This window comes from Ramlibacter sp. GS1-15 (assembly GCF_057785015.1).
This window is the reverse complement of record NZ_JBYNTU010000001.1, coordinates 3,058,701-3,083,464: the sequence shown is the minus strand read 5'-3', so window position 1 is coordinate 3,083,464 and position 24,764 is coordinate 3,058,701. Positions and strand designations below refer to the sequence as shown.

The window sequence follows — 24,764 nt, the reverse complement described above, 5'->3', positions numbered from 1 at the left end:
CTCAGGCCCGCAGCGACTTCAGCACGTTCTCCGGCGTCGCCGGCGCATCCATCGCCACCGGCGCGCCATCTCCACGCGCCTGGGCGACCGCGTCGCGGATCGCCTCCCACACGCTGATCGCGAGCATGAACGGCGGCTCGCCGACGGCCTTGCTGCCGCCCACGTTGTCCTCGCGGTTCGCCTCGGGCCACAGGCGGATCTCGAAATGCGCGGGCACGTCGCCGGTCGCGGGAATCTTGTACGTGCTCGGCGCGTGCGTGGTGAGCAGGCCCTTGTCGTTCCACACGAGCTGCTCGGTGGTGAGCCAGCCCACGCCCTGGATGAAGCCGCCTTCGATCTGGCCGATGTCGATGGCCGGGTTCACCGAGGTGCCGACGTCGTGCAGGATGTCCACTTTCAGCACGCGCGACTCGCCGGTGAGCGTGTCGATCGCGACCTCGCTGCAGGCCGCGCCATAGGCGAAGTAATAGAACGGCCGGCCCGTCAGCGTCGCCTTGTCGTAGTGGATCTTGGGTGTGCGGTAGAAGCCGTCGCTCCACAGCTGGATGCGGTTGGCGTAGGCGGCCTTCACCACCTCGTCGAAGGAGCGCGTCGTCGTCGGCGAGATCACCTGGCCGCCCGCGAAGCGCACCGCGCCGGCGCCGCAGTGGTCGAGGCCCGAGACGAAAGCGGCGAGGTTGTCGCGCACGTTGCGCGCGGCGTACTGGGCGGCGCGGCCGTTGAGGTCGGTGCCGCTCGATGCCGCGGTGGCCGATGCATTCGGCACCTTGCTGGTATCGGCCGCGGTGGAACGCACCCGCTCGAACGGCACGCCCAGCTCGTCCGCCACGACCTGCGCGATCTTGGTGTTCAGGCCCTGGCCCATCTCGGTGCCGCCGTGGTTCACCTGCACGCTGCCGTCGGTATACACGTGCACCAGCGCGCCCGCCTGGTTGAAGAAGGTCGCCGTGAAGCTGATGCCGAACTTCACCGGCGTGATCGCGAGACCGCGCTTGATGACCGGGCTGGCCGCGTTCCACTGCGCGATCCGCTCGCGTCGCGCACGATAGTGCGAATGCGCTTCGAGGTTGGAAATGAGCGGCTCGAGGATGTTGTCCTCGACCTTCATCCGGTAGTGCGTGACGTTGCGCTCCTCGACGCCGTAGAGGTTGCGCTTGCGCACGTCCAGCGGGTCCATGCCGAGCGCACACGCGATGTCGGCCAGGATCGCTTCGATCAGGATCACGCCCTGCGGGCCGCCGAAGCCGCGGAAAGCCGTGTGGCTCTGGATGTTGGTCTTGCAGCGGCAGGAGACGATCTCCACATCTGACAAAAAGTACGCGTTGTCGGTGTGGAAGACGGCGCGGTCCGCGACGGGCCCCGACAGGTCGGCCGAGAAGCCGCAGTTGGCCATCATCGTGAGCTTGAGCGCGGTGATGCGGCCCGTGTCGTCGAAGCCCGCTTCCCAGTCGTAGGCAAAGGGATGCCGCTTGCCGGTGACCAGGAAGTCGTCGTCGCGGTCCAGCCGCATCTTTACCGGCCGCCCGCACTTCTTCGCGGCGAGCGCGGCCCACACGGCGAGATGGCCGGCCTGCGTCTCCTTGCCGCCGAAGCCGCCGCCCATGCGCCGGCATTCCACGGTGACGGCGTTGTTCTCGATGCCTAGGGCGTGCGCCACCCAGTGCTGCACCTCGCCGGGATGCTGCGTGCTGGAATGGATGTGCCAGCCGGCTTGCTCCTGCGGGAGCGCGTACGCGACCTGGCCCTCGAGGTAGAAATGCTCCTGGCCGCCGACCTCGAGCTGGCCTGTCAGACGCCGCGGCGATGCCGCGAGCGCCGCGTCCGGGTCGCCGCGCCGCACCGTGACCGGCGGCAGCACATAGCTTTGCTTCGCATGCGCCTCGCGCGGCGAGAGGATCGCGGGCAGCGGCTCGATCTCCACCTGGACCTTGCGCGCGGCGCGGCGCGCATCCATCACGGTCTCGGCCACGACGATGCCGATCACCTGTCCGACATGGTTCACCTCGTCCACCGCGAGGATGGGTTCGTCGTGCACGAAAGTGGCAAGGAACGGGTCGCCCGGGATGTCGCGCGCGAGCACGACGTCGCGCACGCCCGGCATCGCGAGCGCCGCGCGCACGTCGACGCTGCGCAACTTGCCGTGCGCCACCTGGGACATCACCGGCGCGGCGTGCAGCGTGCCCTTGATCTCGGCGATGTCGTCGATGTAGGTGGCCGTGCCCATCACGTGTGCGCGCGCGCTTTCGTGCGCGACCGGCGCGGCCATCGCGGGCACATGCCGCGCCGGTGCGTGCGGCGACACGGTGGCGGGCGCCAGGTTGCGCTCGCCCGCATCGGCCGCCCCCGCGGGCCCGCCGCCCGTGGCCGATGTGAACTCGCTGGCGTTCTTGTCGCGCACGTTCATGCCGGCTCCTCGAGCACGAACTGCTCCAGGTTGAGGTGGTCGAGCCCCTGGCTCTCGAGCCAGAACCGCTGCACCAGGTTGCCCAGCACCTCGCGGCGGTACGCGGACGATGCGCGCATGTCGGAGATGGGCGAGAACTCGGTGCGCAGTTCGCGTGCCATGGCCATCGCCGTGGCTTGCGACCACTGCTTGCCCACAGAAAGGGATTCCGTCTGCTTCGCGCGCGCCGGGACGGGGGCGACCCCGCCGGCTCCGATGGAGATGCGTGCGATCCTGTCGTTTTCCAGTTGCAGATGGATCGCCAGGCACACGGCGCTGATGTCGTCGTCGAAGCGCTTGGACACCTTGTAGACGCGCAGGAACTCGCCCATGGCGGGACGGGGCACCTTGATCCACGCCAGCACCTCGTCGGGCGCGAGCACGTTCTGGCGGTAACCGGTGTAGAAATCCTCGACCGGCATCTCGCGCTGGCCGCGCACGCTCTGCAGCACCACATGCGCGCCCAGCGCGATCAACAGCGGCATCGAATCGCCGATGGGCGAGCCGTTCGCGACGTTGCCGCCCAGCGTGCCGGCATTGCGCACCGGCAGGCCGGCGAAGCGGGCGGCGAAGGCCTTGAGCTGCGGCCGCTCGTCGACGAGCGCCGCATAGGCATCCTGCAGCGTCACGGCCGCGCCGATGGCGAGGTAGTCGTCATGGCGCTCGAGGCGGCGCAGTTCGGCCACGCGCGTGACGTCCAGCACCTGCGGCAGGCGCTGGTGCATCTTGGTGACCCACAGCCCCACGTCGGTGCAACCGGCGACGATCTGGGCGTGCGGATGCCCGGCGCGCAATTCGAGAAGCTCGGACAAGGTGGCGGGAAGCAGGTAAGAGTCGTCCCTGTCTGCGCCGGGCCTTCGCACCCGCTGGAGCTGTGCCAGCAGCGCGCCCTCGTCGATCGCATCGGCCGGCCAATGCTTCATCGTCTGCGCCGCATCCAGGATCGGCCGGTAGCCGGTGCAGCGGCACAGGTTCCCCGAAAGTTCCTCCTGCGCCAGCTCGCGCGTGATGGTTTCGCCGCGGCGCACGTGGTTCTGGTACATCCCGAACAGGCTCATCACGAACCCCGGAGTGCAGAAGCCGCATTGCGAGCCGTGGCAGGCGACCATCGCCTCCTGCGCGGGATGCAGCGAGCCGTCGCGGTTGGCGATGTCCTCCACCGTCCAGAGCGCGAGGCCGTCGACGGAGTGCGCGAGGCGGATGCAGCTGTCGATCGCCCGGTACTCGACGCGCGCGCCGTCGTCGCTCGCCTCGCCCAGCACCACGGTGCAGGCGCCGCAATCGCCTTCGCCGCAGCCTTCCTTGGTGCCGGTGCACCCCAGGTCCTCGCGCAGCACCTCGAGCAGCGTGCGGTCGGGTGGTACATTGGGCAGCGCCACGACTGCGCCGCGGCGGATGAAGCGGATCGTTCGGGTTTCCATGTTGCGATGCCAGTATGGTCGAAAATCGGGCCATGCACGAGAAGGAGAAGAGCGGTTGAGCACGCCCCGCCTGGAGCTGGAGCACATCACGAAGCGTTATCCCGCCGTCGTCGCGAACGACGGCGTGTCGCTCACGGTGCTGCCCGGCGAAACGCATGCCGTGCTGGGTGAGAACGGCGCCGGCAAATCGACGCTGATGAAGATCATCTACGGCGCGGTGAAACCCGACGCCGGCACCATCCGCTTCAACGGCCAGCCGGTCGCGGTGCGCAACCCGCACGAGGCGAGGGCGCTGGGCATCAGCATGGTGTTCCAGCATTTCAGCCTGTTCGACACGCTGACGGTGGCCGAGAACGTGTGGCTGGGCCTGCAGAAGACGCTCACCCTCGCGCAGGTCACGCGCGACATCGAGGCCAAGGCCGCCGAATACGGCCTGGACGTGAACCCCTCGCGCCATGTGCACACGCTGTCGGTGGGCGAGATGCAGCGGGTGGAGATCATCCGCGCGCTGCTCACGAACCCGCAGCTGTTGATCCTCGACGAGCCGACCTCGGTGCTGACGCCGCAGGCGGTGGAGAAGCTCTTCGCCGTGCTGAAGAAGCTGGCCTCGCAAGGCTGCTCCATCCTCTACATCAGCCACAAGCTGCACGAGATCCGCGAGCTGTGCTCGGCCTGCACCGTCATGCGCGGTGGCAGGGTCACCGGCGAGTGCGACCCCCGCCGCGAAACCAACGCGTCGCTGTCGCGCCTGATGATCGGCGCCGAGCCGCCGGCGCTGGAACATCATGACCGCCAGCCGGGCGAGCCGGTGCTGCGCGTGAACGACCTGCGCCTGAAAAGTGCCGACCAGTTCGGCGTGGACCTCGAGGGCCTCTCGATGGAGGTGCGCGCGGGCGAGGTCGTGGGCATCGCGGGCGTCTCCGGGAACGGCCAGCAGGAGCTGCTGCTCGCCCTGTCCGGCGAGGACGCGCGCGCGCCCGCCGAGGCGATCCAGGTGTTCGGCAAGCCCGCCGGCCGCATGGGCCCCGCGCAGCGCCGCGCGCTCGGCCTGCATTTCGTGCCCGAGGAGCGGCTCGGGCGCGGCGCGGTACCGACCCTGCCGCTCGCGCACAACCTGATGCTCACGCGCACGGAGGCCGTGCACGCGAGCGGCTGGATCGACGTGAAGGCGCTCAGGCAGCAGGCGCAGGACATCATCGCGCGCTTCAACGTGAAGGCGGGCGGGCCGAATGCGGCGGCGCAGTCGCTCTCGGGCGGCAACCTGCAGAAGTTCATCGTCGGGCGCGAGATCGACGCCAAGCCCAGGCTCCTGATCGTTTCCCAGCCGACCTGGGGCGTGGACGTCGGTGCCGCGGCGCAGATCCGCGGCGAGCTGCTGGCCCTGCGCGATGCGGGCTGCGCCGTGCTGGTGGTCAGCGAGGAACTCGAGGAGCTGTTCGAGATCTGCGACCGCCTGTACGTGATCGCGAAGGGCCGCCTGTCGCCGCCGATCGCGCGGCGCGAGGCGACGGTCCAGCGCATCGGCGAGTGGATGAGCGGCTTGTGGGAAGCGCAGCATGCTGAGGCTTGAGCCGCGGCCGGAGCCTTCGCGCTTCTGGAGCATCGCGTCGCCCCTGCTGGCGCTCGCGCTCACGGTGGTCATCGGCATCGTGCTGTTCGCGGCCCTGGGCAAGGACCCGGTGCGCGGGCTGCAGGTGTTCTTCTGGGAGCCGGTCAAGTCGTCCTACGCGATCGGCGAGCTGATGGTGAAGGTGACGCCGCTGCTGGTCATCGCGCTGGGGCTGGCGGTGTGCTTCCGCTCCAACGTGTGGAACATCGGCGCCGAAGGCCAGTACGTGATCGGCGCCGTTTTCGCGGGCGGTGTGGCGCTGATGGCCGGCAAGGAGACGACGCGCCTGATCGTCGTCGCGATCGTGCTCGCGGGCATCGCCGGCGGCATGGTGTGGGCGGGCATCGTCGCCTTCCTGCGCGACCGGTTCAACGCCAACGAGATCCTCGTCAGCCTGATGCTGGTGTACGTCGCCGAGCAGCTGCTCAATTACATGGTGTTCGGCCCGTGGAAGGACCCGCAGGGCTACAACTTCCCGCAGAGCAAGACCTTCGAGGCGGTGACTCAGATTCCGCGCCTGATGCCCGGCTCGCGCGTGAGCATCGGGCTCGTGATCGCGCTCGTCGGCGTGGCGGCGATGTGGGTCTTCCTGTTCCGGACGCGCGCCGGTTTCGCGCAGCAGGTCGGGGGCCTGGCGCCGCACGCCGCGCGCTACGCGGGCTTCTCCTCGCGCCGCGCGCTGTGGACGGCGCTGCTCGTGTCCGGCGGCGCCGCGGGGCTGGCCGGCGCCCTGCAGGTGGCGGGCCCGATCGGCCAGCTCACGCCTTATGTGCCCGAGGGCTACGGCTTCGCCGCGATCATCGTGACCTTCGTGGGGCGGCTGCACCCGGTCGGCACCGTGTTCTCCGCGATCCTCATGAGCATGTTCTACATCGGCGGCGAGCTGGCGCAGTCGCGCCTGGGCCTGCCGAAGTCCCTGACCGGCGTGTTCCAGGGCCTGCTGCTGTTCACGCTGCTGGCCTGCGACACCTTGATTGCCTATCGAGTGAAATGGACGCGTACGCCCTCCTGATCGCCGCCACCCTCAACGCCGGCACGGTGCTCGCCCTGGCCGCGCTCGGCCTGTTGGTCAACGAGAAGGCCGGCATCGTCAACCTCGGCGCCGAGGGCATGATGCTGTGCGCCGCCATTGCCGGTTTCGCGACCGTGGTGCACACGGGCAACGACTGGCTCGGATTTGCGGCCGGCATGGCCGCTGGCGCGGTCCTTGCTGCAGCATTTGCCGTGCTCGTCATCTGGCTCAACACGAACCAATACGCGACCGGCCTCGCCCTCAGCCTGTTCGGCGCGGGCTTTTCGGCGTTCGCGGGCATCAAGTACGTGCAGGAGAAACTGCCCGAGCGCCCGCACTTCGACATCCCGTTCCTTGCCGACATCCCGCTGGTCGGCCCGGCGCTGTTCCGCCAGCACCCGATGGTGTACTTCGCGATCGCGCTGGTCGTCGCGCTGGTCTGGTTCCTCGACCGTTCGCGCGCCGGGCTGGTGCTGCGCTCGCTGGGCGAATCGCCCTCGTCGGCGCACGCGCTCGGCTACCCGGTGCGCTGGATCCGCTTCGCGGCCGTGGTCGCGGGCGGTGCGCTGTGCGGCCTGGCCGGCGCGTACCTGTCGGTGATCTACACGCCGCTGTGGGTCGAGGGCATGGTCGCGGGCAAGGGCTGGATCGCGCTGGCGCTGACCACCTTCGGCACCTGGCGGCCGCTGCGCGTGCTGCTCGGCGCCTACCTCTTCGGCGGCGTGACGATGCTGCAGTTCCATCTGCAGGGCACGGGCGTGGACATCGCCAGCCAGTTCCTCACCATGCTGCCCTACGTCGCGACCATCGTCGTGCTGGCGCTGATCTCGCGCAACCCGGCGTGGATCCGCATCAACATGCCGGCCTCGCTTGGAAAACCGTTCTATCCCGGCTCATAATCGCCGCCTACGCATCTACCTCCCGGAGAAGAAGCACTCATGGACCTGAAGAAACGATCGATGCTGAAACTCGCGGCCCTGTCGGCACTCGCCGCGGGCGCGCTGGTCGGCTGCAGCAAGAGCGAGGCCCCCGCGCCGGCTCCCACCGCTGCGGCGCCCGCCGCTTCCGCCGCCGCACCGAAGGCCGAGCCGCTCAAGATCGCGTTCGCCTACGTCGGCCCGGTGGGCGACGGCGGCTGGACCTTCGCGCACGACAACGGGCGCAAGGCGGTCGAGAAGGAATTCGGCGACAAGGTGCAGACCAGCTTCGTCGAGAAGGTGCCCGAGGCGGCGGACGCCGAGCGCGTCTTCCGCGACATGGTGGGGCAGGGCAACAAGCTGATCTTCGGCACCACGTTCGGCTACATGGAGCCGATGCTGAAGGTGGCCAAGGACACCCCCCAGGTGAAGTTCGAGCATGCCACCGGCTACAAGAGCGCCGAGAACATGCGCGCCTACGACAGCCGCACGTACGAAGGTGCGTACATGGCCGGCGTGATCGCGGGCAAGATGACCAAGACCAACGTGCTGGGCGTGGTCGGCTCGATCCCGATCCCGGAGGTCGTGCGCAACATCAACAGCTTCACGCTGGGCGCGCAGTCGGTCAACCCCAAGGTCAAGACGCGCGTGGTGTGGGTGGGTGACTGGTTCAATCCGCCGAAGGAAACCGACGCGGCCACGTCGCTGATCAACGGCGGCGCCGACGTGCTGATGCAGAACACCGATTCGTCGGCCGTGCTGCAGACGGCGGAAAAGCTCGGCAAGCGCGCGTTCGGCTGGGACAGCGACATGTCCAGCTACGGCCCGAAGGCGCACCTGGGTTCGGCCATCATCAACTGGGGCCCGTACTACATCTCCACGGTGAAGTCGGTGCTCGACGGCAGCTGGAAGACCTCGCCCACCAAGATCTGGTGGGGCGTCAAGGAAGGTGCGATCGATTTCGTCTCGGTCGCGGCCGACGTGCCGGATGAAGCGAAGCAGAACCTCGAGAAGGTCAAGGCCGGCCTCAAGGACGGCAGCTTCGTGATCTGGAAGGGCCCGATCACCGACAACGCCGGCAAGGTCGTGCTCGAGAAGGACAAGGTCGCCGACGACGAATGGCTGGGCGGCATCAACTTCTTCGTCAAGGGCGTCGAAGGCAAGGTGCCCGGCGGCGAGAAGAAGTAATCACGAACGCAAGGCAACTGCGATTTGGAAAGCCGCCCGGAGAGGCGGCTTTTTTTTGCTCCCGATCTTCAGACCGGGTCCACCGACACGCGAACGCGCAGCGTGGGCCCGGGCTGCTCCTGCCGGAAGGTCGAGTACATCTGGCCGCGGTACTCGTAATCCACGCGGTAGCCGGTCAGGCGCTGCTGCAGGTCCTGCACGGTGCGGCAGGTCGTGACCTGGCGCGGAGCCTGTTCGTACGCTTCGGTGCGGCCGCGGTTCGCCAGGTTGTCACCTGCCAGCGCGCCGACCACCGCGCCCACGGCGGTCGCCGCTTCGCGGCCGTGACCGCGGCCGACCTGGTTGCCGAGCAGCGCACCGGCGACCCCGCCGATCACCACGCCGCCGTAGTCGCGCGACGCCACAGGGCGCACTTCGTTCACCCACTGGTTCGAGCACTCGTTGCGCGGCACGGCAACGGTTTCGTACTGCGGCTCCACGCCGCGCACGCGCGCCTGGTCGATGAACGTTTCCGCGTGCGAGATGGCGGCCAGGGCGGCGAGACCGGCAAAGACAGCTGCTTTCTTCATTCGAGGCTCCTTGTTGCGATGAGGCATCTTGGTCCGCCGTGGCTGAACAGGAACTGAATGGAATCCAGTGCGATGATGGCCGCATGACACGAGCTGCCGTCGACCTGGTCGTCATCCATGAACACCCCGAGTGGCAAAAGCCCCTCTTTGCCGCCCTGGCGGCGCGCGGCGTGCGCTTCGAAGCGTTCGACGTGACGCGCGCCGCCTTCACCAACGAGGACGCGCCCCGCGCCCGCCTGTATTTCAACCAGGCGAGCCCCAGCGCCTACGTGCGCGGCAACACGCGCGCCGTGCCGCTGGCGCTGGCCTACATGCGTTCGCTCGAACGCATGGGCGCGCGTGTGCTGAACGGTGCCGATGTGTTCGCGCTGGAGTTGAGCAAGAGTGCCCAGGCCACGCTGCTGCGCACGCTGGACATCGCGACGCCGTTTTCGATCACGTTCAACGAGCCGTCGGCGCTGCGGCCTTACGCGGACCGGCTCCAGTGGCCCGCCGTCCTCAAACCGGACCAGGGCGGCAGCGGTGCGCGCATCCAGGTCGTGGAGTCGATCGAACAGGTCGAGGAGATCTTCCGGCGCGATCCCGCCTACTGGTTGCCCGACAACCTGTTCCTGTTGCAGGAATACCTGCAGCATGATCCGGCGCAGGGCATCGTGCGCCTGGAGTTCCTGGGCGGCGAGCTGCTGTACGCGATGCGGGTGAAGACCCACGGCCGTTTCAACCTGTGCCCGTCACCGGTGTGCAACCCGGACGAGGGCGGCGGCGTGTGCGAGCTGCCGCAGCCGGAAGCCGTCGCCGCCCCGCCCGTGGAGTTCTACGCCTACCCGGAGGTGCCCGCGGCCGCAGTGCAGGCCGCGAAGCGCATCGTGCAAGCGGCGGGGCTCGACGTCGGCGGAATCGAGTACCTCGAGACGCCCGATGGCCGGCGGGTGTTCTACGACATCAACGCGAATTCGAACCTGCGCCCGTCGGTGGCGGCCGAGTTCGGGTTCGATCCCTTCGAGCGCGTCGTCGATTTCCTGGCCGGGCATCTGGGCTGAAAAAAAGCCGCCCTCGCGGGGCGGCTTTTTCCTGGGTGCCGACGAGCTTACTTGGTCGTCGTGCTGCCGGACGTCGTCGCGCCCGTGGAGCCGCTCGTGCCGGTGCTGCTCGTGGTCGAGGACGAGGAGGGCGGCACCGTGCTCGACGAGGACGAAGACGGCGACGAGGTGCTCGAGCCCGATGCGCCCATGCCGGACGTCGACGTCGAGCCGGAGCTCGGCGCGCTCGCACTGCCGCTCACCGAACCTGCCGACGATCCCATGCCCGATGCCGTGCCGGAGGCGGTGCCAGTCGAGCTGCAAGCGGCGAGCGCGGCGACGCACGCGGCGGTGAGGAGAACTTTCATCATGATCCACTCCATTCTGGATGTTGAACACATGCGCCGGACACAGGATGGGCCCGAACACGAGCTGAGCGTGCCCGGGGCGAGCCCCATCCGGCATTGCCGCAGCGCTTGGCCTCGCGTCGGACGTCGCCGCGCGTGCCCGTCGGCCATGTCGGGCCAACGGTGCAGGGCCCGCTCAGGCTGCGACGTCCGCGCCTTCAGGTTGGAGTTCGCTGCGCACCTCACGCACACCGGCCATCTGGCTCAGCTCATTCACCAGGCGGTCGGACTCCATGCGCGAGGCATGGCCGCGCAGGATCACGCAGCCGTCGACCACCTGCACCACGATGGCCTTCGGATGGTCGATCACGTGGCCCAATTTCGCGCGCACACGCTCGTGCAGCTGGTGATCGCTGCCCGGCTCCTGCGAGGTCTCGCGGTCCATTCGTCCGGTCGCCATGACACCCCGGGCCTGGTCCATCGCGTGCCTGCGCTGGTCCCGGGCCGCATCGGCGATGTCGTGGCCGGCCGAAACGAACTTGTCGTGCACGAGTGCGCGGCGCTGGCCGCCACCGCGCGGGTCGAGGTAATACATCGCGATGGCGCCGACTGCGGCGCCCGCGGCGAACGAAAGCGGGTGCTTGACCATGGTGTTCTCCTTGTGCTGCTGAGTTTGCGGACGAGTGCCTCCCACCCACTTTGCACAGCCGGATCGTGAAGTCTGTCGGACGATATCGACTGAAACCCTGTCGCGCAAAGCCGCGCCGGGCCGCACAATCGCGCCATGGCGGTCATGGACCCGATCAGCGCCTCGGCTACTTTCCAGCAGCCGGACCTGCTCGCAGCCATTGCCCAGGCAACCGACGACGCGATCTTCGCGAAGGACACCGAAGGCCGCTATCGTTTCGCCAACCGCGCCACGCTCGCGGCGTTCGGCCGGGAGGAATCCGAAGTGCTGGGCCGCTGCGATGCGGAACTGGTCAGCGATCCCGAGACGGCGACTCGCCTGATGGCCAACGACCGCATCGTGCTGGGCGGCCAGTCGCTGGAATTCGAGGAGCTGATCCGGCTGCGCAACGGCGCCGTGCGCTGCTGGCTGTCGCGCAAGATGCCGCTGTACGACGCGTCGGGCCAGGTGGTGGGCCTGCTCGGCATCTCGCGCGACATCACGCTGCGCAAGGAGGCGCAGTCGCGCGCGGAGGCCGACCGCGTCAAGCTCCGGATGGCGATGCAGGCGGCGGGCCTGGTCACCGCGGAAATCGACTACCGCACCAACCAGAACCACATCTCGGGTGAGCTCGCGCGGCTGCTGGAGATCGGCGACCATCCGATGACGGTGCCGCGCCAGCTGATCTTCGACCGCGTGCACCCGGAAGACCGCGAGCGCTACGTGCGGGCGATCGCACGCACGCTGGATCCCCGGGGCAACGGCTACCTGTCGATCAAGGTGCGCACGCTCCCGCCCAGCGGCAACGTGCGCTGGATGCACATCGCGCTGCAGGTGACCTTCTCGATGATCGACGGCGAGATGAAGCCCGATCGCGGCATTTGCGCGGCGGCGGACGTGACCACCGAAATGGTCGCCGAGCGCAAGGCGCGGGCTGCCCAGCGCATGATCGAGGCCGTCATCGAGAACGCGGGCGCCCTGGTCTATGCGAAGGACCTCGAGGGCCGTTTCATCCTGTCGAACCAGGCGTGGCGGTGCCTGCACGACCTGACGCCCGAGCAGGCCGCGCAGCAGGTGACCGACGTGCAGGTCTTCGGCCCCGCGGTCGCCGGGAAATTGCGCGAGAACGACCGGCGTGTGATCGAGCGCGGCGAGCCGATGGTCTTTCAGGAGCGGGCCATCGTGCGTGGCCGCACCGTCGTGTACCGCTCGCACAAGTTCCCGCTGTTCGACGACGCGGGCCAGGTGTACGCGGTGTGCGGCGTGTCCACCGACATCACCGACGTGATCGAGGCCGACCGTCGCAAGGACGAGTTCATCGCGACGCTCGCGCACGAATTGCGCAACCCGCTCGCGCCCATCCGCAACGGCCTGGAGATCCTCAAGCGCACGCCCGAGATGCCGGCGCAGGCCTCGAAGGTGCGCGACATGATGGACCGCCAGCTCTCGCACCTGGTGCGGCTGGTGGACGACCTGCTCGACGTTTCGCGCATCACGCGCGACAAGCTCGAGATGCGGATGCAGCCGCTCACGCTGCAGGAGATCGTGGAGCACGCGCTCGAAGCGAGCCGCCCCGCGATCGACGCCGCGCAGCACGAACTGGCGGTGGACCTGCCCGCGCGGCCCGTGCCGGTTGAAGGCGACCTCACGCGCCTGGCGCAGGTGGTGAGCAACCTGTTGAACAACGCGGCCAAATACACGCCGCTGCGTGGGCGCATCGAAGTCTCCGCCCGCATCGAAGGCGACCAGGTCGCGCTGGCCGTGCGCGACAACGGCGCCGGCATCGGCGCCGAGATGCTGCCGCACGTCTTCGACCTGTTCGCGCAGGTGGACCGCACGATCCACAAGGCGCAAGGCGGCCTCGGCATCGGCCTGTGGCTGGTGAAGAAGCTGGTGGACCTGCACCATGGCAGCATCCAGGCGACCAGCGAAGGCCCCGGCCAGGGCAGCACGTTCACCCTGCGGCTGCCGGTTCGCAAGGAGTGAGTCACAGCATGCCGCGCAGCATGCGGCGAACGCCCATCATCCCCAGCGCGAACACGAACAGCGGCAGCAGCCAGTCGCCATCGGCGGCCGGCGCGGGCGCCGGTGGGGGCACCGGCGAGGGCAGGCCGGTCGTCGAGAACGGGTTCATCAAGGCGGCGCCGGCGCTGTCGACGGCGGCGCCCCCCTCGGTCTGCGTCATCCGCTCAGAGGCTCGTGATGCAGTTGGGCGGCAACGGATTCTTCTTCGTGGGCGCGGGGAACGACCGCTCCGCCGGGTCGGGCGTGAGGTGGATGCTGTCGTTGAACGTCGTGTCCGTCAGGACGGTATTCGAGTAGCTCACGGCCATGAGGCACAGCTTCTTGCTGGTGGAGACGCACTTCAGGACGGCGTCCGCGGGTGCCGGGTCGGGCGGGCCGGCCACGAGCTCCCCGGTGATCGAGCCGTTCTTGAGCGAGGTGAAGTTACCGCTGGCGCTCACCGACTGGTCCGGTACCTGGTACGGCTGGCCCTGCGGCGTGTTGCTGCCGCCATTGAAGCATTGGTAGGTCGCCGACGCATCGCTCGTGAGCACGTAGTCCGCTGTGACGGTGTCGCCCAGGCCGGACTCCTTGAAGTCCACGACCAGCGAGCCAGCCGCGTTCACGGTGGCCGAAGCCGAGTTGAAATGAGCGCTCACGGCCCACGCCGTCGACAAAGCCGTGGCGATGGCGGCCGAGGCCGCCAATTTGCGGTACGCATGCATGTCTCTTCCCTCCATTCGGGAATCGATTTCCCGTGCGCCGCGCAGACCCATTCCGCGTCGGCGTGTGGAGTCTGGACAGCGCGGCCCTCACATCAAGCTGAGACTCGGGTGTGGGAAGGAAGGATTGCAAGGGCCATGTATCCCTTGCCGCTCGTTGCGAAACCTCCCGGATGAAACCGGGACATGCCACCTACTTGTTCGTCGCCGCGCCCGTGCTCCTGGACGACTGCGCGCTGGCGGTGCTGCGATGATGGACGGTGCGCCTGACGGTCGTGCGCTTGACCGTTTTGCGCGTGTGCCTGGTGGTGACGACAGGGGTGGCCGAGGCGTCGGAAACACGCGTCGCGGCCTGGTCCCCTGCGGACCATGCCGCGTCAGCGCCCAGCGTGAGCATCAACGAAAACGACAGTACGGCGGCGGTTTGGGAGTTCATGCGGGTTCTCCTCCGAGGACGAGCTCCCACCAATGTCGCGCGCGAAGCAGGGCGTCGCGGTCAGCGAACCTTGCCTGACACTGTAGGCTGCCGCGAACTCTGCAGCACGACGCGTTCGCGGTCGGCGGAGAGCCCGGCACGCACGGTCGCCCGCCGCTCGGCGGGAAGCGCGTCGAACCACGAGAGCGTGTCGTGCACCGTCCGCACCAAGGGGCGGAAGCTGAGGCCGGCCGCCAGCGCGCGGCGTATGTCCACGCGCATCATGCCGGCCAACTCGCCTTCCGCCGGCACCCACGCGGGCAGGTCGCTCCAGGGCGTGACCTCGTGCTGCGCGAGGACGTCGGCGGGCACCCACGTGAACGTCGCATCGGACGGAACAACCGCCCGGAGTGCATCGAGCAAGGCGCCCATCGTGAGCGTGCCGGCCGGCCCGGTCGCGTTGAACACGCCGGTGGCCCGCTGTTCGCCGACGCGGATCGTCCACTCGGCGAGGTCGCGTGTGTCGATGAACTGCACGGGATCGGCTGGCGAGCCGGGCGCGAGGACTTCGCCGCCCCGCCGCACGCGCAGCGGCCAGTAGGTGAAACGGTCGGTGTTGTCGCCCGGGCCGACGATCAGGCCGGGCCGGATGATCGAGCTCGTCGAGGGGAAACGCTGCTGCACCTCGCGTTCGCACAGGGCCTTCAGGGGCCCGTACAGCCGGAAGCCCGACGCGCGGATCGACTCGATCGTTTCGGCATACGCGTCGGCTCCCGCGTAGCGTGCCGTCGGCGTTTCTTCCGTGACCGGACGGCGCATGTCGGCATAGACCGAGATCGTCGAGATGAAGATGTAGTGCGCGACCCGTCCTTGCAGCAGCTCCGTCGCATCGCGTGCCCACGCGGGCAGGGACGTGGGGTTGTCGATGCACAGGTCCCATTCCCTTCCGCGCAGCGACTGCAGGTCGCCGGTGGACCGGTCGCCGTGCAGTTGCTCGACGCCGTGCAGGTCTTCGGGAAGCGCGGCCCGGCCGCGATTGAACAAGGTGACTTCGTGGCCGCGCTGCAGCGCGTAGCGGACCTGGTGCGGCCCGGTGAGGCCGCTGCCGCCGAGGATGAGGATTCGCATCGTTCAGCCTCGCCGTGCAACCAGGCCCTGGGCGACGCTGCCCATGGCCAGGCCCACCAGGTCGGTGAACCAGTCGAGCCATTCGCCGGACCGGGTTTCCGTGAACAGCTGCGCGATCTCGATCGCCCCGCCGTAGGCGGCGAGGGCGACCAGGACCTGCGGCCGCCGCTGCGGCCAGCACATCGCGCCCAGGACGGCGAGAGTCGCGAACGCGAGCGCGTGATTCGACTTGTCCCAGCCGGTCGTCGGCAGGTGAACGCTGGCCGGAACCAGTGCGAACACACCGACGACGACGGCCGTGGTCCAGAACAAGGCCAGCAGGACAATGCGCGGGGGGCGCAGGCTGAAGCTGCGGCTGGAAGAATCGGAAGGCATGGGGCGTATTTTGCCCCGGCCCGGCGCTACACCGTCGCGTGCTGCCGCGCGATCAACTGCGTCATCGCACGGTTGAATGCGGGGATGTCGGCGGGCTTGCGGCTGGAGACCCAGTTGCCGTCGGCGACGACTTCCTCGTCCAGCCAGGTACCGCCCGCGTTGCGGATGTCGTCCTGCAGCGAAGGCCAGCTGGTGAGCGTGCGGCCTTTCACGAGGCCGGCGGACACCAGCAGCCACGGCCCGTGGCAGATCACCGCGACCGGCTTCTTCGCTTCGTCCATCGCCTGGACGAACTCGCGCGCGGCGCGGTTCATGCGGATCATGTCGGCATTCATCACGCCACCGGGCAGCAGCACCGCGTCGAAGTCGTCGGGATTGGCTTCCTCGAAGGTCATGTCGACCTCGAACCTGTCGCCCGGCTTGTCGTGGTGCATGCCCTCGATGTGGCCGTGCCCCGCCGAAACGAGCTTCGTGTCCGCGCCCGCCTGCTGCAGCGCCTTGCGCGGCTCGGTCATCTCGACCTGCTCGAAGCCGGTGCATGCGAGGATGGCGACGGACACACCATGAAGGTCCTTGCTGGCCATGCTGAGTCTCCTTTCCTTGAACCAGCAGATACCTTAGGCCGGCGAAGGCGCGGCGGCTGTCGGCGTCGGCCCTCGCCTGCGCGTAGGAACTCGCGGCTCAAGCGGGCGTGCCGTATGCTTGCCGCATGGCTGCCATCCTCCCGAACATCCCCGCCGAGCGGCTGCCGCAGCTGCTCGCGCGCATGCCCAAGGCCGAACTGCACATCCACATCGAAGGCTCGCTCGAGCCCGAGCTGATCTTCGAGATGAGCCGTCGCAACGGCATCGCGATTCCCTACAAGAGCGTCGAGGAACTGCGGCGCGCCTACGCCTTCACCAACCTGCAGAGTTTCCTGGACATCTACTACGCCGGCGCGAGCGTGCTGATCGAGGAGCAGGACTTCTTCGACATGGCCTGGGCCTACCTGCAACGCGCGAAGGCCGACAACGTCGTGCATGCGGAGATCTTCTTCGACCCGCAGACCCATACGGCACGCGGCGTCAGCATGGAAACGGTGCTCAAGGGCCTGCATCGCGCCACGGTCGAAGGCGCGGCGAAGCTCGGCGTCGACTCCTCGCTGATCCTCTGCTTCCTGCGCCACCTGAGCGAAGAGGAGGCCTTCGAAACGCTCGAGCAGGCCGTTCCGTACCTCGACAAGTTCATCGGCGTCGGCCTGGATTCGAGCGAAGTGGGCCACCCGCCCGAAAAGTTCGCGCGTGTGTTCGCGCGTTGCCGCGAGCTCGGGCTGCGGCTCGTCGCCCATGCCGGCGAGGAGGGGCCGCCCGCCTACGTGTGGAGCGCGCTCGACGTGCTGAAGGTCGAACGCATCGACCATGGGGTGCAATCGACCCGGGACCCGCAACTGATGAAGCGGCTCGCGGTGGACCGCATCCCGCTCACGGTGTGCCCGTTGTCGAACCAGAAGCTGTGCGTGTTCCCCAACCTGGCGGACCACAACATCGGCGAGCTGCTGGCCGCGGGGCTGGTCGCCACCATCAACTCCGACGATCCGGCGTACTTCGGCGGCTACATGAACGAGAACTTCGTGAAGACGTTCGCCTCCACGGGCCTGGACGCGCAGCACGCGTACCAGCTCGCGAAGAACAGCTTCGAGGCGAGCTTCATCGACGCCACGGCGAAGAAGAAGTACGCGGACCGGCTCGACGAGGTGTTTGCGGCGGCGTGACCATGCACTGGAGCCTGCTGGTCGCCGCGCTTGCGGTTCCTGCCGAAGCCACGCCGGCAGTGAACGCCGCGATGGCCGACGTGGCGCGCCGCTTCGAGATGAAGCCGCGCCTGGTGGAGCTGGAGCGCGTCACCTGGCGCGACGGCAGCCTCGGCTGTCCGCGCCCGGACATGGCGTACACGCAGGCGCTGGTGCCGGGATGGCGCATCGTGCTCGCCGCCGGCAGCCGTTCGTTCGAATACCACGCGAGCGAAGGCGGGCGCGTCGTGCATTGCCCCGCAGCGCGCGCCCAGCCGCCCCTGCCGGATTCGAAGAGCTGATAGGCCGTCAGCCGGCGGTCACATGCTCCCGCGCCATCGCGCGGGCAGGGATCTCCAGCGTGACCTGCGAGTTGGCGATGCGTGCGGTGCCGTCGCGGCCCGGGACCACGGTGCGGCCGTCCTCCAGCCGGTACTCGATCTTGCCGGTCGACTGCCAGAGATCGCTGGTGGGAAATGACGGATCGGGCGCGAGACGGTCATAGGCGCAGACCTTGTAGCTGGCGCCGTCGGAGCCCCGGGCGGTGAAGCTGTCGAGCAATTGAAGTCGCAAGTCCATCTGCAATCCTCCTGAAGTGCCGGTTGGAGCCGCGGGCGTGCGGGCAGTTCAGCTCGTCAAAAAAGAGAAGGGCTGCTTGCGCAGCCCTTCCTTGACGGCAGTTTCCCCTTGCGCTTACGGGTCGATGCGCACGATCGTCGGCGCGGGCAGGCCGCTCGCGCCGCCGTACACGATCGAGCCGAGGTACTTCGTCCCGCTCGCGAGGCCGCTGGTCGAGACGGTCACCGTGCCGGACCCGCCGGTCACGGCCGTGGCGGGCGCGCTCACGGTCATGTTGCCCGCATCGGTGCTGCCCAGCACCCAGTGGAACAGGTTGAAGTTCACGCTCGTGGCCGGCACGGCATAGCCGATGACGCGCACGACGTAAGTGCCCGCCGCGGGGTCGCGCAGGCTCACTTCTTCCGATGCCGTTGGGCCACCGCTCGAGCCGACCAGCGTGCCGTTGCGATAGACCTCCATGTCGAGGTCGGTCCCCGCCAGGTTCACGTCACTGTCGAACAGCGAGAAGCGCGCATAGGTGGTTCCGGCGGGAACCACCACGCTGTACTCCACGACCGCACCGGTGGCGACGGCGCCCGGCAAGCGGGTGGCGGCGATGAGCCCGCGCGGCGCGACGCTGAACGGGCCGTCGTAGCCGAAGGTCACTGGATAGCTGCCGTTCACCTCCGCGGGCGCGGCGAGCGCGACCGGTCGCGCGACGATGGGCACGCGCACCTTGTGCGTTCCGTCGCTCCACGTGAGCTGGCCCCCCGCGTACGACTGCAGGGTCGCCGACGTGCGCGTGAACGTGACGGTGAAGCTCTGGGTCTGGCCGGGCGCGATCGTCAGGCTGGGCGGATTCACGCTGGTGGTGAAGCCGGCCATGCCGCTGATGGAGGGGGTGTAGGTCGCGGCGGCGTTGCCCACGTTGGTGACACGCCGCGTGACGCTCTGCACGCCAGCCAGGCTGCCGATCGCGATCGAGGGGACGTTCATGTTCACCGGCTGGACCACCGGCACGCCGGCGGAGGTGCAGAACGACACCGGCAGGCCCGTGCCGCACAGGAACCCGAGCCAGTCGGCGAAGTTCGAGTCGAACACCAGGCCGGGGTCGGTCGCCGCCATCGGCCTCACGTGGCCCGCGCCCTGGCGGAAGATCACCAGCGGGTTCGTGTTCGGCCCGTCGAGCACGTCGGTCGCGCTCGTCATCAGCGCGGACTTGATCATCATCGGCGACCAGTCGCGATGCAGTTCCTTGAAGAGCGCCGCGATGCCGGCGATGTGCGGGCTGGACATCGACGTGCCGCTGTACAGGTCGAAGCTGCGGCCCGAGTTGCCGGGCGGCGCGACGGCGGCGAGGATGTCCTGGCCGGGCGCGATGATGTCCGGCTTCAACAGGTTGCCGGCGCCGGCCTGCAGCGGGCCGCGCGACGAGAAGGAGGCCGTGAACGGTGCGGGCGCCGAGGTGTCGACGACGGCCTGCGAGAGGGTGGCGGTCGGATTCGCCGTCGCGGCGTAAGCCTTGACCGCCGCGCGGTAGGTGTCGGCCAGATGCACCGTGGGCACCGAGTGGTAGTCGGCGTTGAGCGAGTTCGTGCTCGTGTTCACGAGCACCATGCCGACGCCGCCCGCTTGCTTCACCGCGAGGCTCTTGTTCACGCGGGCGGTCACGCCGCGGTCGCACACGACGATCTTGCCGGCGATCTTGGCGGGGTCGAGCACGGGCACGCCGCCGTTGTCCCCGGCCGCGTAGCACAGGCGCACCATCGTCGCGTCGGCGCCGGGCAGGCCGGCCACGGTCGCGTCGATCATGGGTGCGGTCACTTGGGCGGGCGACAGCGATGCGCCGGAGTAGACGGCGCCATTGCCGAGCGTCACCGTCGCGGTCGTCACGCGGTTGTGCGTGCCCGCCGCCACGGTGGTGAGCCACGGGCCGGGGTGCGCGGTGGTGCTCGACGTCGGGCCGTCGTTGCCGGCCGAGGTGGCGACGAACACGCCGGCGTCCGCGGCGTACATGAACGCGATTTCCACCGGGTCGCGGAAGTTCGTGCGGGTGCCGCCGATGGAGAAGTTGATGACGTCGACGCCGTCGGCCACCGCCTGGTCGATCGCCGCGACGCTGTCGGAGTTGAAGCAGCCTCCGCCCAGTTCGGTCGTCGACCAGCAGACCTTGTAGGTCGCGATGCGCGCGCGCGGCGCCATGCCGCTGATCGCGCCGAAGGGTGCGGCCGGGCCGGTGACCGTCACGCCGGAGTTGCCGCCGGCCGTGCTCGACGTGTGCGTGCCGTGCCCGCCGAAGTCGCGCGGCGAGTTGTATTCGTACGGGAAGGCTTCGGCCACGCCCGCGTTGCCGCCCCAGCCGGCGTTGTAGTAGCGCGCGCCGATGAGCTTCTGGTTGCAGTTGTCGCCGGTGAACGCGTCGCCGGGCGTGCACTTGCCGTGCCAGCCGGGCAGCTGCTGGTAATCCAGCTTGCCGTCCTTGGTCGCGTTGCCGTTCGTGCCGACGCGGTCGGTGAAGCTGTCGCTTTCGGGCCAGATGCCCGAATCGACCATGCCGATGACCACGCCTTCGCCCTTGGCGCCGGTGATCTTCCAGAAGCCGTTGTCGCCGCTCAGGCCCAGGAAGCCGGGGGTGGATGACGTGTCCATGGCGCGTGCTTCGTCCTTGGAGACGGCGAGCACACCCTTCATCGCGGCGAGCTGCTGTGCCTGCTCGTCCGTGAGTTCCGCGGCGAAACCGTTGAAGACGAAGCCGTAGCTGTAGAGCTTCTTCGCCGCGCCCACGCTGCGCATCGCCGCATCATGCTTCGGGGCGAGGTAGGCCATGTAGTTGATGACGGCCGGCGAGTTCGGGTCGATCTTCTGGCCCTTGCGCGGCTTGGTCGCCTGCAGCCCCTGGAGGCCGCCTGTGTAGGCGGTCACCGGGGCATCGGCGAGCTGCACGATATAGGCCTTGTTGGTCAATGGTGGGAACGATTTGGCTGAGCTGGCAAGATGTTCCCGTCTGTAACGAGCACGGGGCTTGCCGTATGCTGCGCGGATGCTCAACGCTCGCATCCTGCGCATCGCGCTCGCGTCGCTGGCGCTCCTGCTGCTCGTCGCGGCGGCGGCGCTCGGCACCTATGTCTGGCGCAGCTTTCCCGTACTGGATGGCGAACTGCGCGTCAGCGGCCTGGCGGCGCCGGTGCAGGTGCGGCGCGACGCCGCGGACGTCACGCACATCGAGGCGCAGAGCGTGGCCGATGCCTACTTCGCGATGGGCTACGTGCATGCGCAGGAGCGCGGCTGGCAGCTCGAATTCAACCGGCGCGTGATGCATGGCGAGCTGAGCGAAGTGTTCGGGCCCGCAACGCTGGACACCGACCGCCTGTTGCGGCGCCTGGGCATCCTGCGGGCCGCGCAGGCGCAATGGGAAGGGCTGCCGCAGGAGGCGCGCGACCTGATCACCGCGTATGCGAACGGCATCAACGCCTTTCACGCGACCAGCCGGCAGGCACTGCCCCCGGAGTTCCATGTGCTCGGCGTGAAGCCCGGCGAATGGAAGCCGCAGGACACCGTGGGATGGGCCCTGATGATGGCGCTGGACCTGGGCGGCAACTGGGGCACCGAGTTCGCGCGCCTCTCGGCCTTGCAGCGCATCGACACCGAACACCTGTGGCAGTTGATGCCGCCTTATCCCGGCGAATCGCCGGCGACGCGCGTGGACCTGGCCCGGCTCTATCGCACCCTGGGCGTGTACCGCAACGACGGCACGGTGCGCACGTCGCAGGCCGCGCCCACCGATCTCGACGCGTGGCGCGAGGGGCTGGGCCATCTCGAGGGCATCGGCTCGAACAACTGGGTCGTGAGCGGCACCCACACGGCCAGCGGCAAGCCGCTGGTCGCCAACGATCCGCACCTGGGCCTGTCGGCGCCCGCCATCTGGTATTTCGCCGCGGTCAAGGTCGCGGCCGGGCCCGGTGGCAAACCCATGGACGTGATCGGCGCCACGCTGCCCGGCGCACCCTCGGTGGTGCTCGGCCGCACGGCGGGCGTGTCCTGGGGCTTCACCAACACGGGTCCCGACGTGCAGGACCTCTACCTCGAGCAGATCGACCCGTCCAACCCGAAGCGCTATCGCACGCCCAGCGGCTGGGCCGAGTTCCAGGAGCGCGAGGAGACGATCCGCGTGAAGGGCCAGCCCGACGAGAAGATCGTCGTGCGCAGCACGCGCCACGGCCCGGTGCTGAGCGACGGCAACGCGACCTACCAGGACGTGGTCGACACGAGCCGCTACGCGCTGGCGCTGCGCTGGTCCGCGCTCGATGCGGACAACCGCACCGTGCTCGCCAGCATGCAAGCGAACCTGGCCCAGAACGTGGACGAGTTGCTCGCCGCCTTCGCGACCTACCACTCGCCGATGCAGAACCTCGTCGCGGCCGATACGCGCGGCAGGACCGTGTACCGCGCGATCGGCGTCGCGCCGCTGCGCGCCGCCGACAACGACATCCGCGGCATGGCGCCCGCGCCCGGCTGGGAGGCACGGTACGACTGGACCGGCTGGATTCCCGCGGCGCGATTGCCGCAGGTGGACGACGAAGCCATCGCCGCGAAGGGCTGGCATGCCACGGCCAACCAGCGCATCCATCCGGCGGACTACCCGTTCTTCCTCGGCGCGGACTGGATCACGCCCGAGCGCTTCGACCGCATCGAGACGCTGCTGGCCGCCACGCCGAAGCACGATGCGCAATCGGTGCGCAACGTGCAGGCCGACACGCTGTCCCTCGCCACCCAGCGCCTGCTGCCGGTGCTGCTGCGCACCTCGAGCAACCATCCGCAGGCGCAAGCTGCGCTGGCGCAGCTGAAAGCATTCGACGGCAACATGCGCGCCGACGATGCCGCGCCGCTGGTGTTCGCCGTGTGGGCCGACGAGATCACGCGTGCCCTCGTCGGCGGCAAGCTGGGCGAGGGCAAGCTGAAGTCGCTCTACGGCAAGCGCACCTTCCGCGCCGGCCTCGAACGCATGCTGCTCGACAAGGATGTGGGCGCGTTCTGGTGTGCGCCGCTCAGCTGCGAGGTGCAGGCGACGCAGGCGCTCGACCGTGCGCTCGACCGCATCGTTGGCCAGCAGGGCAGCGACGTCGCGTCATGGCGCTGGGGCAAGGCGCATCCGGCGCTCTCCGGACACCGGCCATTCACCAACGTGGCGCAGTTCGCGCGTTTCTTCGACGTGCAGGTCGAAACGGGGGGCGATCCGTGGACCGTCAACGCCGCGCAATACTGGGTGAACATGGAGAGGCTGCCGTTCGCCACGCGCCATGCGCCCAGCCTGCGCGCGATCTACGACCTGGCCGATCCGGAAAGGTCGCAATTCATCTACCAGACCGGCCAGAGCGGGCTGGTGTTCAGCAGCCGCTACCGCGACATGAAGGGCGACTGGGCGCAGGTGCGCTACCGCCCGCTGCAATTGAAGCCCACGCGCTGGGCGCACGAATCGGTGCTGGTGCCGGCCAGCTAGAATCGCGGCTGAAGCGCGGCGCCCCGGCCGCGCTTCGCACTTGGAATCCCGGGGCCATGTCGAGGCACACCATGTACAAAAACCTCGCCGCCGCGCTGGCCGTGGCTGCTACGTTTGTCTTTTCTCCCGCGCAATCGCAGACCCCGCTGAAGGTCGGTTTCGTTTACGTCGCGCCCGTGACGGACACGGGCTGGGTGCATCAGCACGACGAGGGCCGCCAGGCGGTGGAGGCCGCATTCGGCGGCAAGGTCAAGACCACCTACGTCGAGAACGTGCCCGAAGGCCCGGACGCCGAGCGCGTGATCCGCGACCTGGCGCGGCAGGGGCACCAATTGATCTTCACGCCGAGCTTCGGCTACATGGAGCCGACGCTGAAAGTCGCCAAGGACTTCCCCGACGTGAAGTTCGAGTCGATCACCGGCTACAAGACCGCGCCCAACGTGGCCGCCGCCAACGCGCGCTACTACGAGGGCCGCTATCTTGCCGGCATCGTCGCGGGCCGCATGACGAAGACGAACCTGGCCGGCTACGTGGCCGGCTTCCCGATCCCCGAGGTGCTGCAAGGCATCAACGCCTTCACGCTCGGGATGCGGTCCGTCAACCCGAAGGCGCAGGTCAAGGTCGTGTGGTTGAACGCGTGGTTCGATCCGACGCGCGAACGCGACGCGGCGATGACGCTCATGAACGAGGGCGCGGACGTGCTCACCTTGCACACGGCGTCCGACGCCGTGATGCGCGCTGCGCAGGAGCGCAGCAGGATGGCCATCGCCTATCACTCCGACATGCGCAAGGCCGCGCCCGACGCGCAGATCGCCGCCGTGACGCACCACTGGGGCGACTACTACGTCGCGCGCACGAAGGCCGTGCTCGACGGCACCTGGAAGAGCGGCAACGTCTGGGGCGGCGTGAAGGAAGGGATGATCCGCATCGAAGGCTTCGGGCCGAAAGTGCCGAAGGCCGTGCAGGACGAAGCGCTTGCGCGCCAGAAGGACATCGCGTCGGGCAAGTTGAAGCCGTTCGGCGCCTTGACCGACGAGCAGATCCTGAACATGAACTACCTTGTGGAAGGTGTGATCGGGAAGCTGCCGAAATGAGTTGAGGGGTT

At 68.6% G+C, this 24,764-nt stretch carries 23 protein-coding genes; 10 read left to right on the top strand and 13 right to left on the bottom strand.

The window, feature by feature from the left end:
- Position 1: 1 nt before the first annotated feature.
- Positions 2-2,404 carry a xanthine dehydrogenase molybdopterin binding subunit gene (gene xdhB, locus AC3EF3_RS15385; protein ID WP_488533019.1) on the bottom strand — a complete coding sequence of 801 codons (2,403 nt, stop codon included), beginning with the start codon at positions 2,402-2,404 and terminating at the stop codon, positions 2-4.
- Positions 2,401-3,864 (bottom strand): xanthine dehydrogenase small subunit, encoded by a 1,464-nt coding sequence (xdhA, locus tag AC3EF3_RS15380; RefSeq protein ID WP_488533018.1) that lies wholly within the window; start codon positions 3,862-3,864, stop codon positions 2,401-2,403. Before xdhA ends, xdhB begins: the two co-directional genes overlap by 4 nt.
- Before the next feature lie 55 nt (positions 3,865-3,919).
- On the opposite strand from xdhA, the gene AC3EF3_RS15375 reads away from it, so the two are divergent.
- The 4 genes from AC3EF3_RS15375 to AC3EF3_RS15360 are packed head-to-tail and all read left to right on the top strand — an operon-like array spanning position 3,920 to position 8,590.
- On the top strand, positions 3,920-5,434 hold the full coding sequence (locus AC3EF3_RS15375) for an ABC transporter ATP-binding protein (RefSeq protein ID WP_488533017.1): 1,515 nt from the start codon (positions 3,920-3,922) through the stop codon (positions 5,432-5,434).
- Positions 5,421-6,485: an ABC transporter permease gene (locus tag AC3EF3_RS15370; protein WP_488533016.1), complete on the top strand. Its 1,065-nt coding sequence runs from the start codon at positions 5,421-5,423 to the stop codon at positions 6,483-6,485. Before AC3EF3_RS15375 ends, AC3EF3_RS15370 begins: the two co-directional genes overlap by 14 nt.
- Positions 6,464-7,384 carry an ABC transporter permease gene (locus tag AC3EF3_RS15365; protein ID WP_488533015.1) on the top strand — a complete coding sequence of 307 codons (921 nt, stop codon included), beginning with the start codon at positions 6,464-6,466 and terminating at the stop codon, positions 7,382-7,384. The genes AC3EF3_RS15370 and AC3EF3_RS15365 overlap by 22 nt, the downstream gene beginning before the upstream one ends.
- A 39-nt stretch (positions 7,385-7,423) precedes the next feature.
- Positions 7,424-8,590 (top strand): BMP family ABC transporter substrate-binding protein, encoded by a 1,167-nt coding sequence (locus AC3EF3_RS15360; RefSeq protein ID WP_488533014.1) that lies wholly within the window; start codon positions 7,424-7,426, stop codon positions 8,588-8,590.
- A 68-nt stretch (positions 8,591-8,658) separates the two neighbouring features.
- Here the strand turns inward: AC3EF3_RS15360 and AC3EF3_RS15355 are convergent, their stop codons facing one another.
- Entirely contained in the window at positions 8,659-9,159 is a 501-nt protein-coding gene (locus AC3EF3_RS15355) for a glycine zipper 2TM domain-containing protein (protein WP_488533013.1), read from the bottom strand.
- 83 nt (positions 9,160-9,242) lie between these two features.
- Here AC3EF3_RS15355 and AC3EF3_RS15350 point away from each other — a divergent pair, with 83 nt between their 5' ends.
- Positions 9,243-10,199 carry an ATP-grasp domain-containing protein gene (locus tag AC3EF3_RS15350; RefSeq protein ID WP_488533012.1) on the top strand — a complete coding sequence of 319 codons (957 nt, stop codon included), beginning with the start codon at positions 9,243-9,245 and terminating at the stop codon, positions 10,197-10,199.
- A 47-nt stretch (positions 10,200-10,246) separates the two neighbouring features.
- Here the strand turns inward: AC3EF3_RS15350 and AC3EF3_RS15345 are convergent, their stop codons facing one another.
- On the bottom strand, positions 10,247-10,549 hold the full coding sequence (locus tag AC3EF3_RS15345; RefSeq protein WP_488533011.1) for a hypothetical protein: 303 nt from the start codon (positions 10,547-10,549) through the stop codon (positions 10,247-10,249).
- Positions 10,550-10,721: 172 nt separating this feature from the next.
- Positions 10,722-11,174 (bottom strand): BON domain-containing protein, encoded by a 453-nt coding sequence (locus AC3EF3_RS15340; protein ID WP_488533010.1) that lies wholly within the window; start codon positions 11,172-11,174, stop codon positions 10,722-10,724.
- Between the two features lie 135 nt (positions 11,175-11,309).
- On the opposite strand from AC3EF3_RS15340, the gene AC3EF3_RS15335 reads away from it, so the two are divergent.
- Positions 11,310-13,178: a PAS domain-containing sensor histidine kinase gene (locus AC3EF3_RS15335; RefSeq protein WP_488533009.1), complete on the top strand. Its 1,869-nt coding sequence runs from the start codon at positions 11,310-11,312 to the stop codon at positions 13,176-13,178.
- Position 13,179: 1 nt separating this feature from the next.
- Here AC3EF3_RS15335 and AC3EF3_RS15330 read toward each other — a convergent pair whose 3' ends face one another.
- The 6 genes from AC3EF3_RS15330 to AC3EF3_RS15305 all read right to left on the bottom strand — a co-directional run bounded on the left by AC3EF3_RS15330 (position 13,180) and on the right by AC3EF3_RS15305 (position 16,420).
- On the bottom strand, positions 13,180-13,377 hold the full coding sequence (locus AC3EF3_RS15330; RefSeq protein ID WP_488533008.1) for a hypothetical protein: 198 nt from the start codon (positions 13,375-13,377) through the stop codon (positions 13,180-13,182).
- Positions 13,378-13,381: 4 nt separating this feature from the next.
- The gene (locus tag AC3EF3_RS15325; RefSeq protein WP_488533007.1) at positions 13,382-13,921 is read right to left on the bottom strand and encodes a hypothetical protein; all 540 of its coding nucleotides are present in this window, start codon (positions 13,919-13,921) and stop codon (positions 13,382-13,384) included.
- Positions 13,922-14,111: 190 nt separating this feature from the next.
- Complete coding sequence (locus tag AC3EF3_RS15320) at positions 14,112-14,354, bottom strand: hypothetical protein (protein WP_488533006.1); 243 nt, start codon at positions 14,352-14,354, stop codon at positions 14,112-14,114.
- A 60-nt stretch (positions 14,355-14,414) separates the two neighbouring features.
- On the bottom strand, positions 14,415-15,461 hold the full coding sequence (locus tag AC3EF3_RS15315) for a Rossmann-fold NAD(P)-binding domain-containing protein (protein ID WP_488533005.1): 1,047 nt from the start codon (positions 15,459-15,461) through the stop codon (positions 14,415-14,417).
- Positions 15,462-15,464: 3 nt separating this feature from the next.
- Entirely contained in the window at positions 15,465-15,836 is a 372-nt protein-coding gene (locus AC3EF3_RS15310) for a VanZ family protein (RefSeq protein WP_488533004.1), read from the bottom strand.
- Between the two features lie 26 nt (positions 15,837-15,862).
- Positions 15,863-16,420, bottom strand: coding sequence for a type 1 glutamine amidotransferase domain-containing protein (locus AC3EF3_RS15305; protein WP_488533003.1), 558 nt, complete (start codon positions 16,418-16,420; stop codon positions 15,863-15,865).
- A 125-nt stretch (positions 16,421-16,545) separates the two neighbouring features.
- Here AC3EF3_RS15305 and AC3EF3_RS15300 point away from each other — a divergent pair, with 125 nt between their 5' ends.
- Positions 16,546-17,586, top strand: a complete 1,041-nt coding sequence (locus AC3EF3_RS15300) for an adenosine deaminase (RefSeq protein ID WP_488533002.1) — start codon at positions 16,546-16,548, stop codon at positions 17,584-17,586.
- A gap of 2 nt (positions 17,587-17,588) precedes the next feature.
- On the top strand, positions 17,589-17,906 hold the full coding sequence (locus AC3EF3_RS15295; protein ID WP_488533808.1) for a hypothetical protein: 318 nt from the start codon (positions 17,589-17,591) through the stop codon (positions 17,904-17,906).
- 7 nt (positions 17,907-17,913) lie between these two features.
- Here the strand turns inward: AC3EF3_RS15295 and AC3EF3_RS15290 are convergent, their stop codons facing one another.
- Both AC3EF3_RS15290 and AC3EF3_RS15285 read right to left on the bottom strand, forming a co-directional pair.
- Positions 17,914-18,183 (bottom strand): hypothetical protein, encoded by a 270-nt coding sequence (locus AC3EF3_RS15290; protein ID WP_488533001.1) that lies wholly within the window; start codon positions 18,181-18,183, stop codon positions 17,914-17,916.
- A gap of 114 nt (positions 18,184-18,297) precedes the next feature.
- Positions 18,298-21,126: a S8 family peptidase gene (locus tag AC3EF3_RS15285; protein ID WP_488533000.1), complete on the bottom strand. Its 2,829-nt coding sequence runs from the start codon at positions 21,124-21,126 to the stop codon at positions 18,298-18,300.
- Positions 21,127-21,202: 76 nt separating this feature from the next.
- On the opposite strand from AC3EF3_RS15285, the gene AC3EF3_RS15280 reads away from it, so the two are divergent.
- Both AC3EF3_RS15280 and AC3EF3_RS15275 read left to right on the top strand, forming a co-directional pair.
- Positions 21,203-23,659 (top strand): penicillin acylase family protein, encoded by a 2,457-nt coding sequence (locus AC3EF3_RS15280; RefSeq protein ID WP_488532999.1) that lies wholly within the window; start codon positions 21,203-21,205, stop codon positions 23,657-23,659.
- Between the two features lie 71 nt (positions 23,660-23,730).
- Positions 23,731-24,753: a BMP family ABC transporter substrate-binding protein gene (locus tag AC3EF3_RS15275; RefSeq protein WP_488532998.1), complete on the top strand. Its 1,023-nt coding sequence runs from the start codon at positions 23,731-23,733 to the stop codon at positions 24,751-24,753.
- The last annotated feature ends 11 nt before the right edge of the window (positions 24,754-24,764 follow it).

Coding starts and splice junctions, on each gene's coding strand:
- xdhB (WP_488533019.1), bottom strand. CDS start 2,404: ATGAACGTGCGCGACAAGAACGCCAGCGAGTTCACATCGGCCACGGGC.
- xdhA (WP_488533018.1), bottom strand. CDS start 3,864: ATGGAAACCCGAACGATCCGCTTCATCCGCCGCGGCGCAGTCGTGGCG.
- AC3EF3_RS15370 (WP_488533016.1), top strand. CDS start 5,421: ATGCTGAGGCTTGAGCCGCGGCCGGAGCCTTCGCGCTTCTGGAGCATC.
- AC3EF3_RS15365 (WP_488533015.1), top strand. CDS start 6,464: ATGGACGCGTACGCCCTCCTGATCGCCGCCACCCTCAACGCCGGCACG.
- AC3EF3_RS15360 (WP_488533014.1), top strand. CDS start 7,424: ATGGACCTGAAGAAACGATCGATGCTGAAACTCGCGGCCCTGTCGGCA.
- AC3EF3_RS15355 (WP_488533013.1), bottom strand. CDS start 9,159: ATGAAGAAAGCAGCTGTCTTTGCCGGTCTCGCCGCCCTGGCCGCCATC.
- AC3EF3_RS15350 (WP_488533012.1), top strand. CDS start 9,243: ATGACACGAGCTGCCGTCGACCTGGTCGTCATCCATGAACACCCCGAG.
- AC3EF3_RS15345 (WP_488533011.1), bottom strand. CDS start 10,549: ATGATGAAAGTTCTCCTCACCGCCGCGTGCGTCGCCGCGCTCGCCGCT.
- AC3EF3_RS15340 (WP_488533010.1), bottom strand. CDS start 11,174: ATGGTCAAGCACCCGCTTTCGTTCGCCGCGGGCGCCGCAGTCGGCGCC.
- AC3EF3_RS15335 (WP_488533009.1), top strand. CDS start 11,310: ATGGCGGTCATGGACCCGATCAGCGCCTCGGCTACTTTCCAGCAGCCG.
- AC3EF3_RS15330 (WP_488533008.1), bottom strand. CDS start 13,377: ATGACGCAGACCGAGGGGGGCGCCGCCGTCGACAGCGCCGGCGCCGCC.
- AC3EF3_RS15325 (WP_488533007.1), bottom strand. CDS start 13,921: ATGCATGCGTACCGCAAATTGGCGGCCTCGGCCGCCATCGCCACGGCT.
- AC3EF3_RS15320 (WP_488533006.1), bottom strand. CDS start 14,354: ATGAACTCCCAAACCGCCGCCGTACTGTCGTTTTCGTTGATGCTCACG.
- AC3EF3_RS15315 (WP_488533005.1), bottom strand. CDS start 15,461: ATGCGAATCCTCATCCTCGGCGGCAGCGGCCTCACCGGGCCGCACCAG.
- AC3EF3_RS15310 (WP_488533004.1), bottom strand. CDS start 15,836: ATGCCTTCCGATTCTTCCAGCCGCAGCTTCAGCCTGCGCCCCCCGCGC.
- AC3EF3_RS15305 (WP_488533003.1), bottom strand. CDS start 16,420: ATGGCCAGCAAGGACCTTCATGGTGTGTCCGTCGCCATCCTCGCATGC.
- AC3EF3_RS15300 (WP_488533002.1), top strand. CDS start 16,546: ATGGCTGCCATCCTCCCGAACATCCCCGCCGAGCGGCTGCCGCAGCTG.
- AC3EF3_RS15295 (WP_488533808.1), top strand. CDS start 17,589: ATGCACTGGAGCCTGCTGGTCGCCGCGCTTGCGGTTCCTGCCGAAGCC.
- AC3EF3_RS15290 (WP_488533001.1), bottom strand. CDS start 18,183: ATGGACTTGCGACTTCAATTGCTCGACAGCTTCACCGCCCGGGGCTCC.
- AC3EF3_RS15280 (WP_488532999.1), top strand. CDS start 21,203: ATGCTCAACGCTCGCATCCTGCGCATCGCGCTCGCGTCGCTGGCGCTC.
- AC3EF3_RS15275 (WP_488532998.1), top strand. CDS start 23,731: ATGTACAAAAACCTCGCCGCCGCGCTGGCCGTGGCTGCTACGTTTGTC.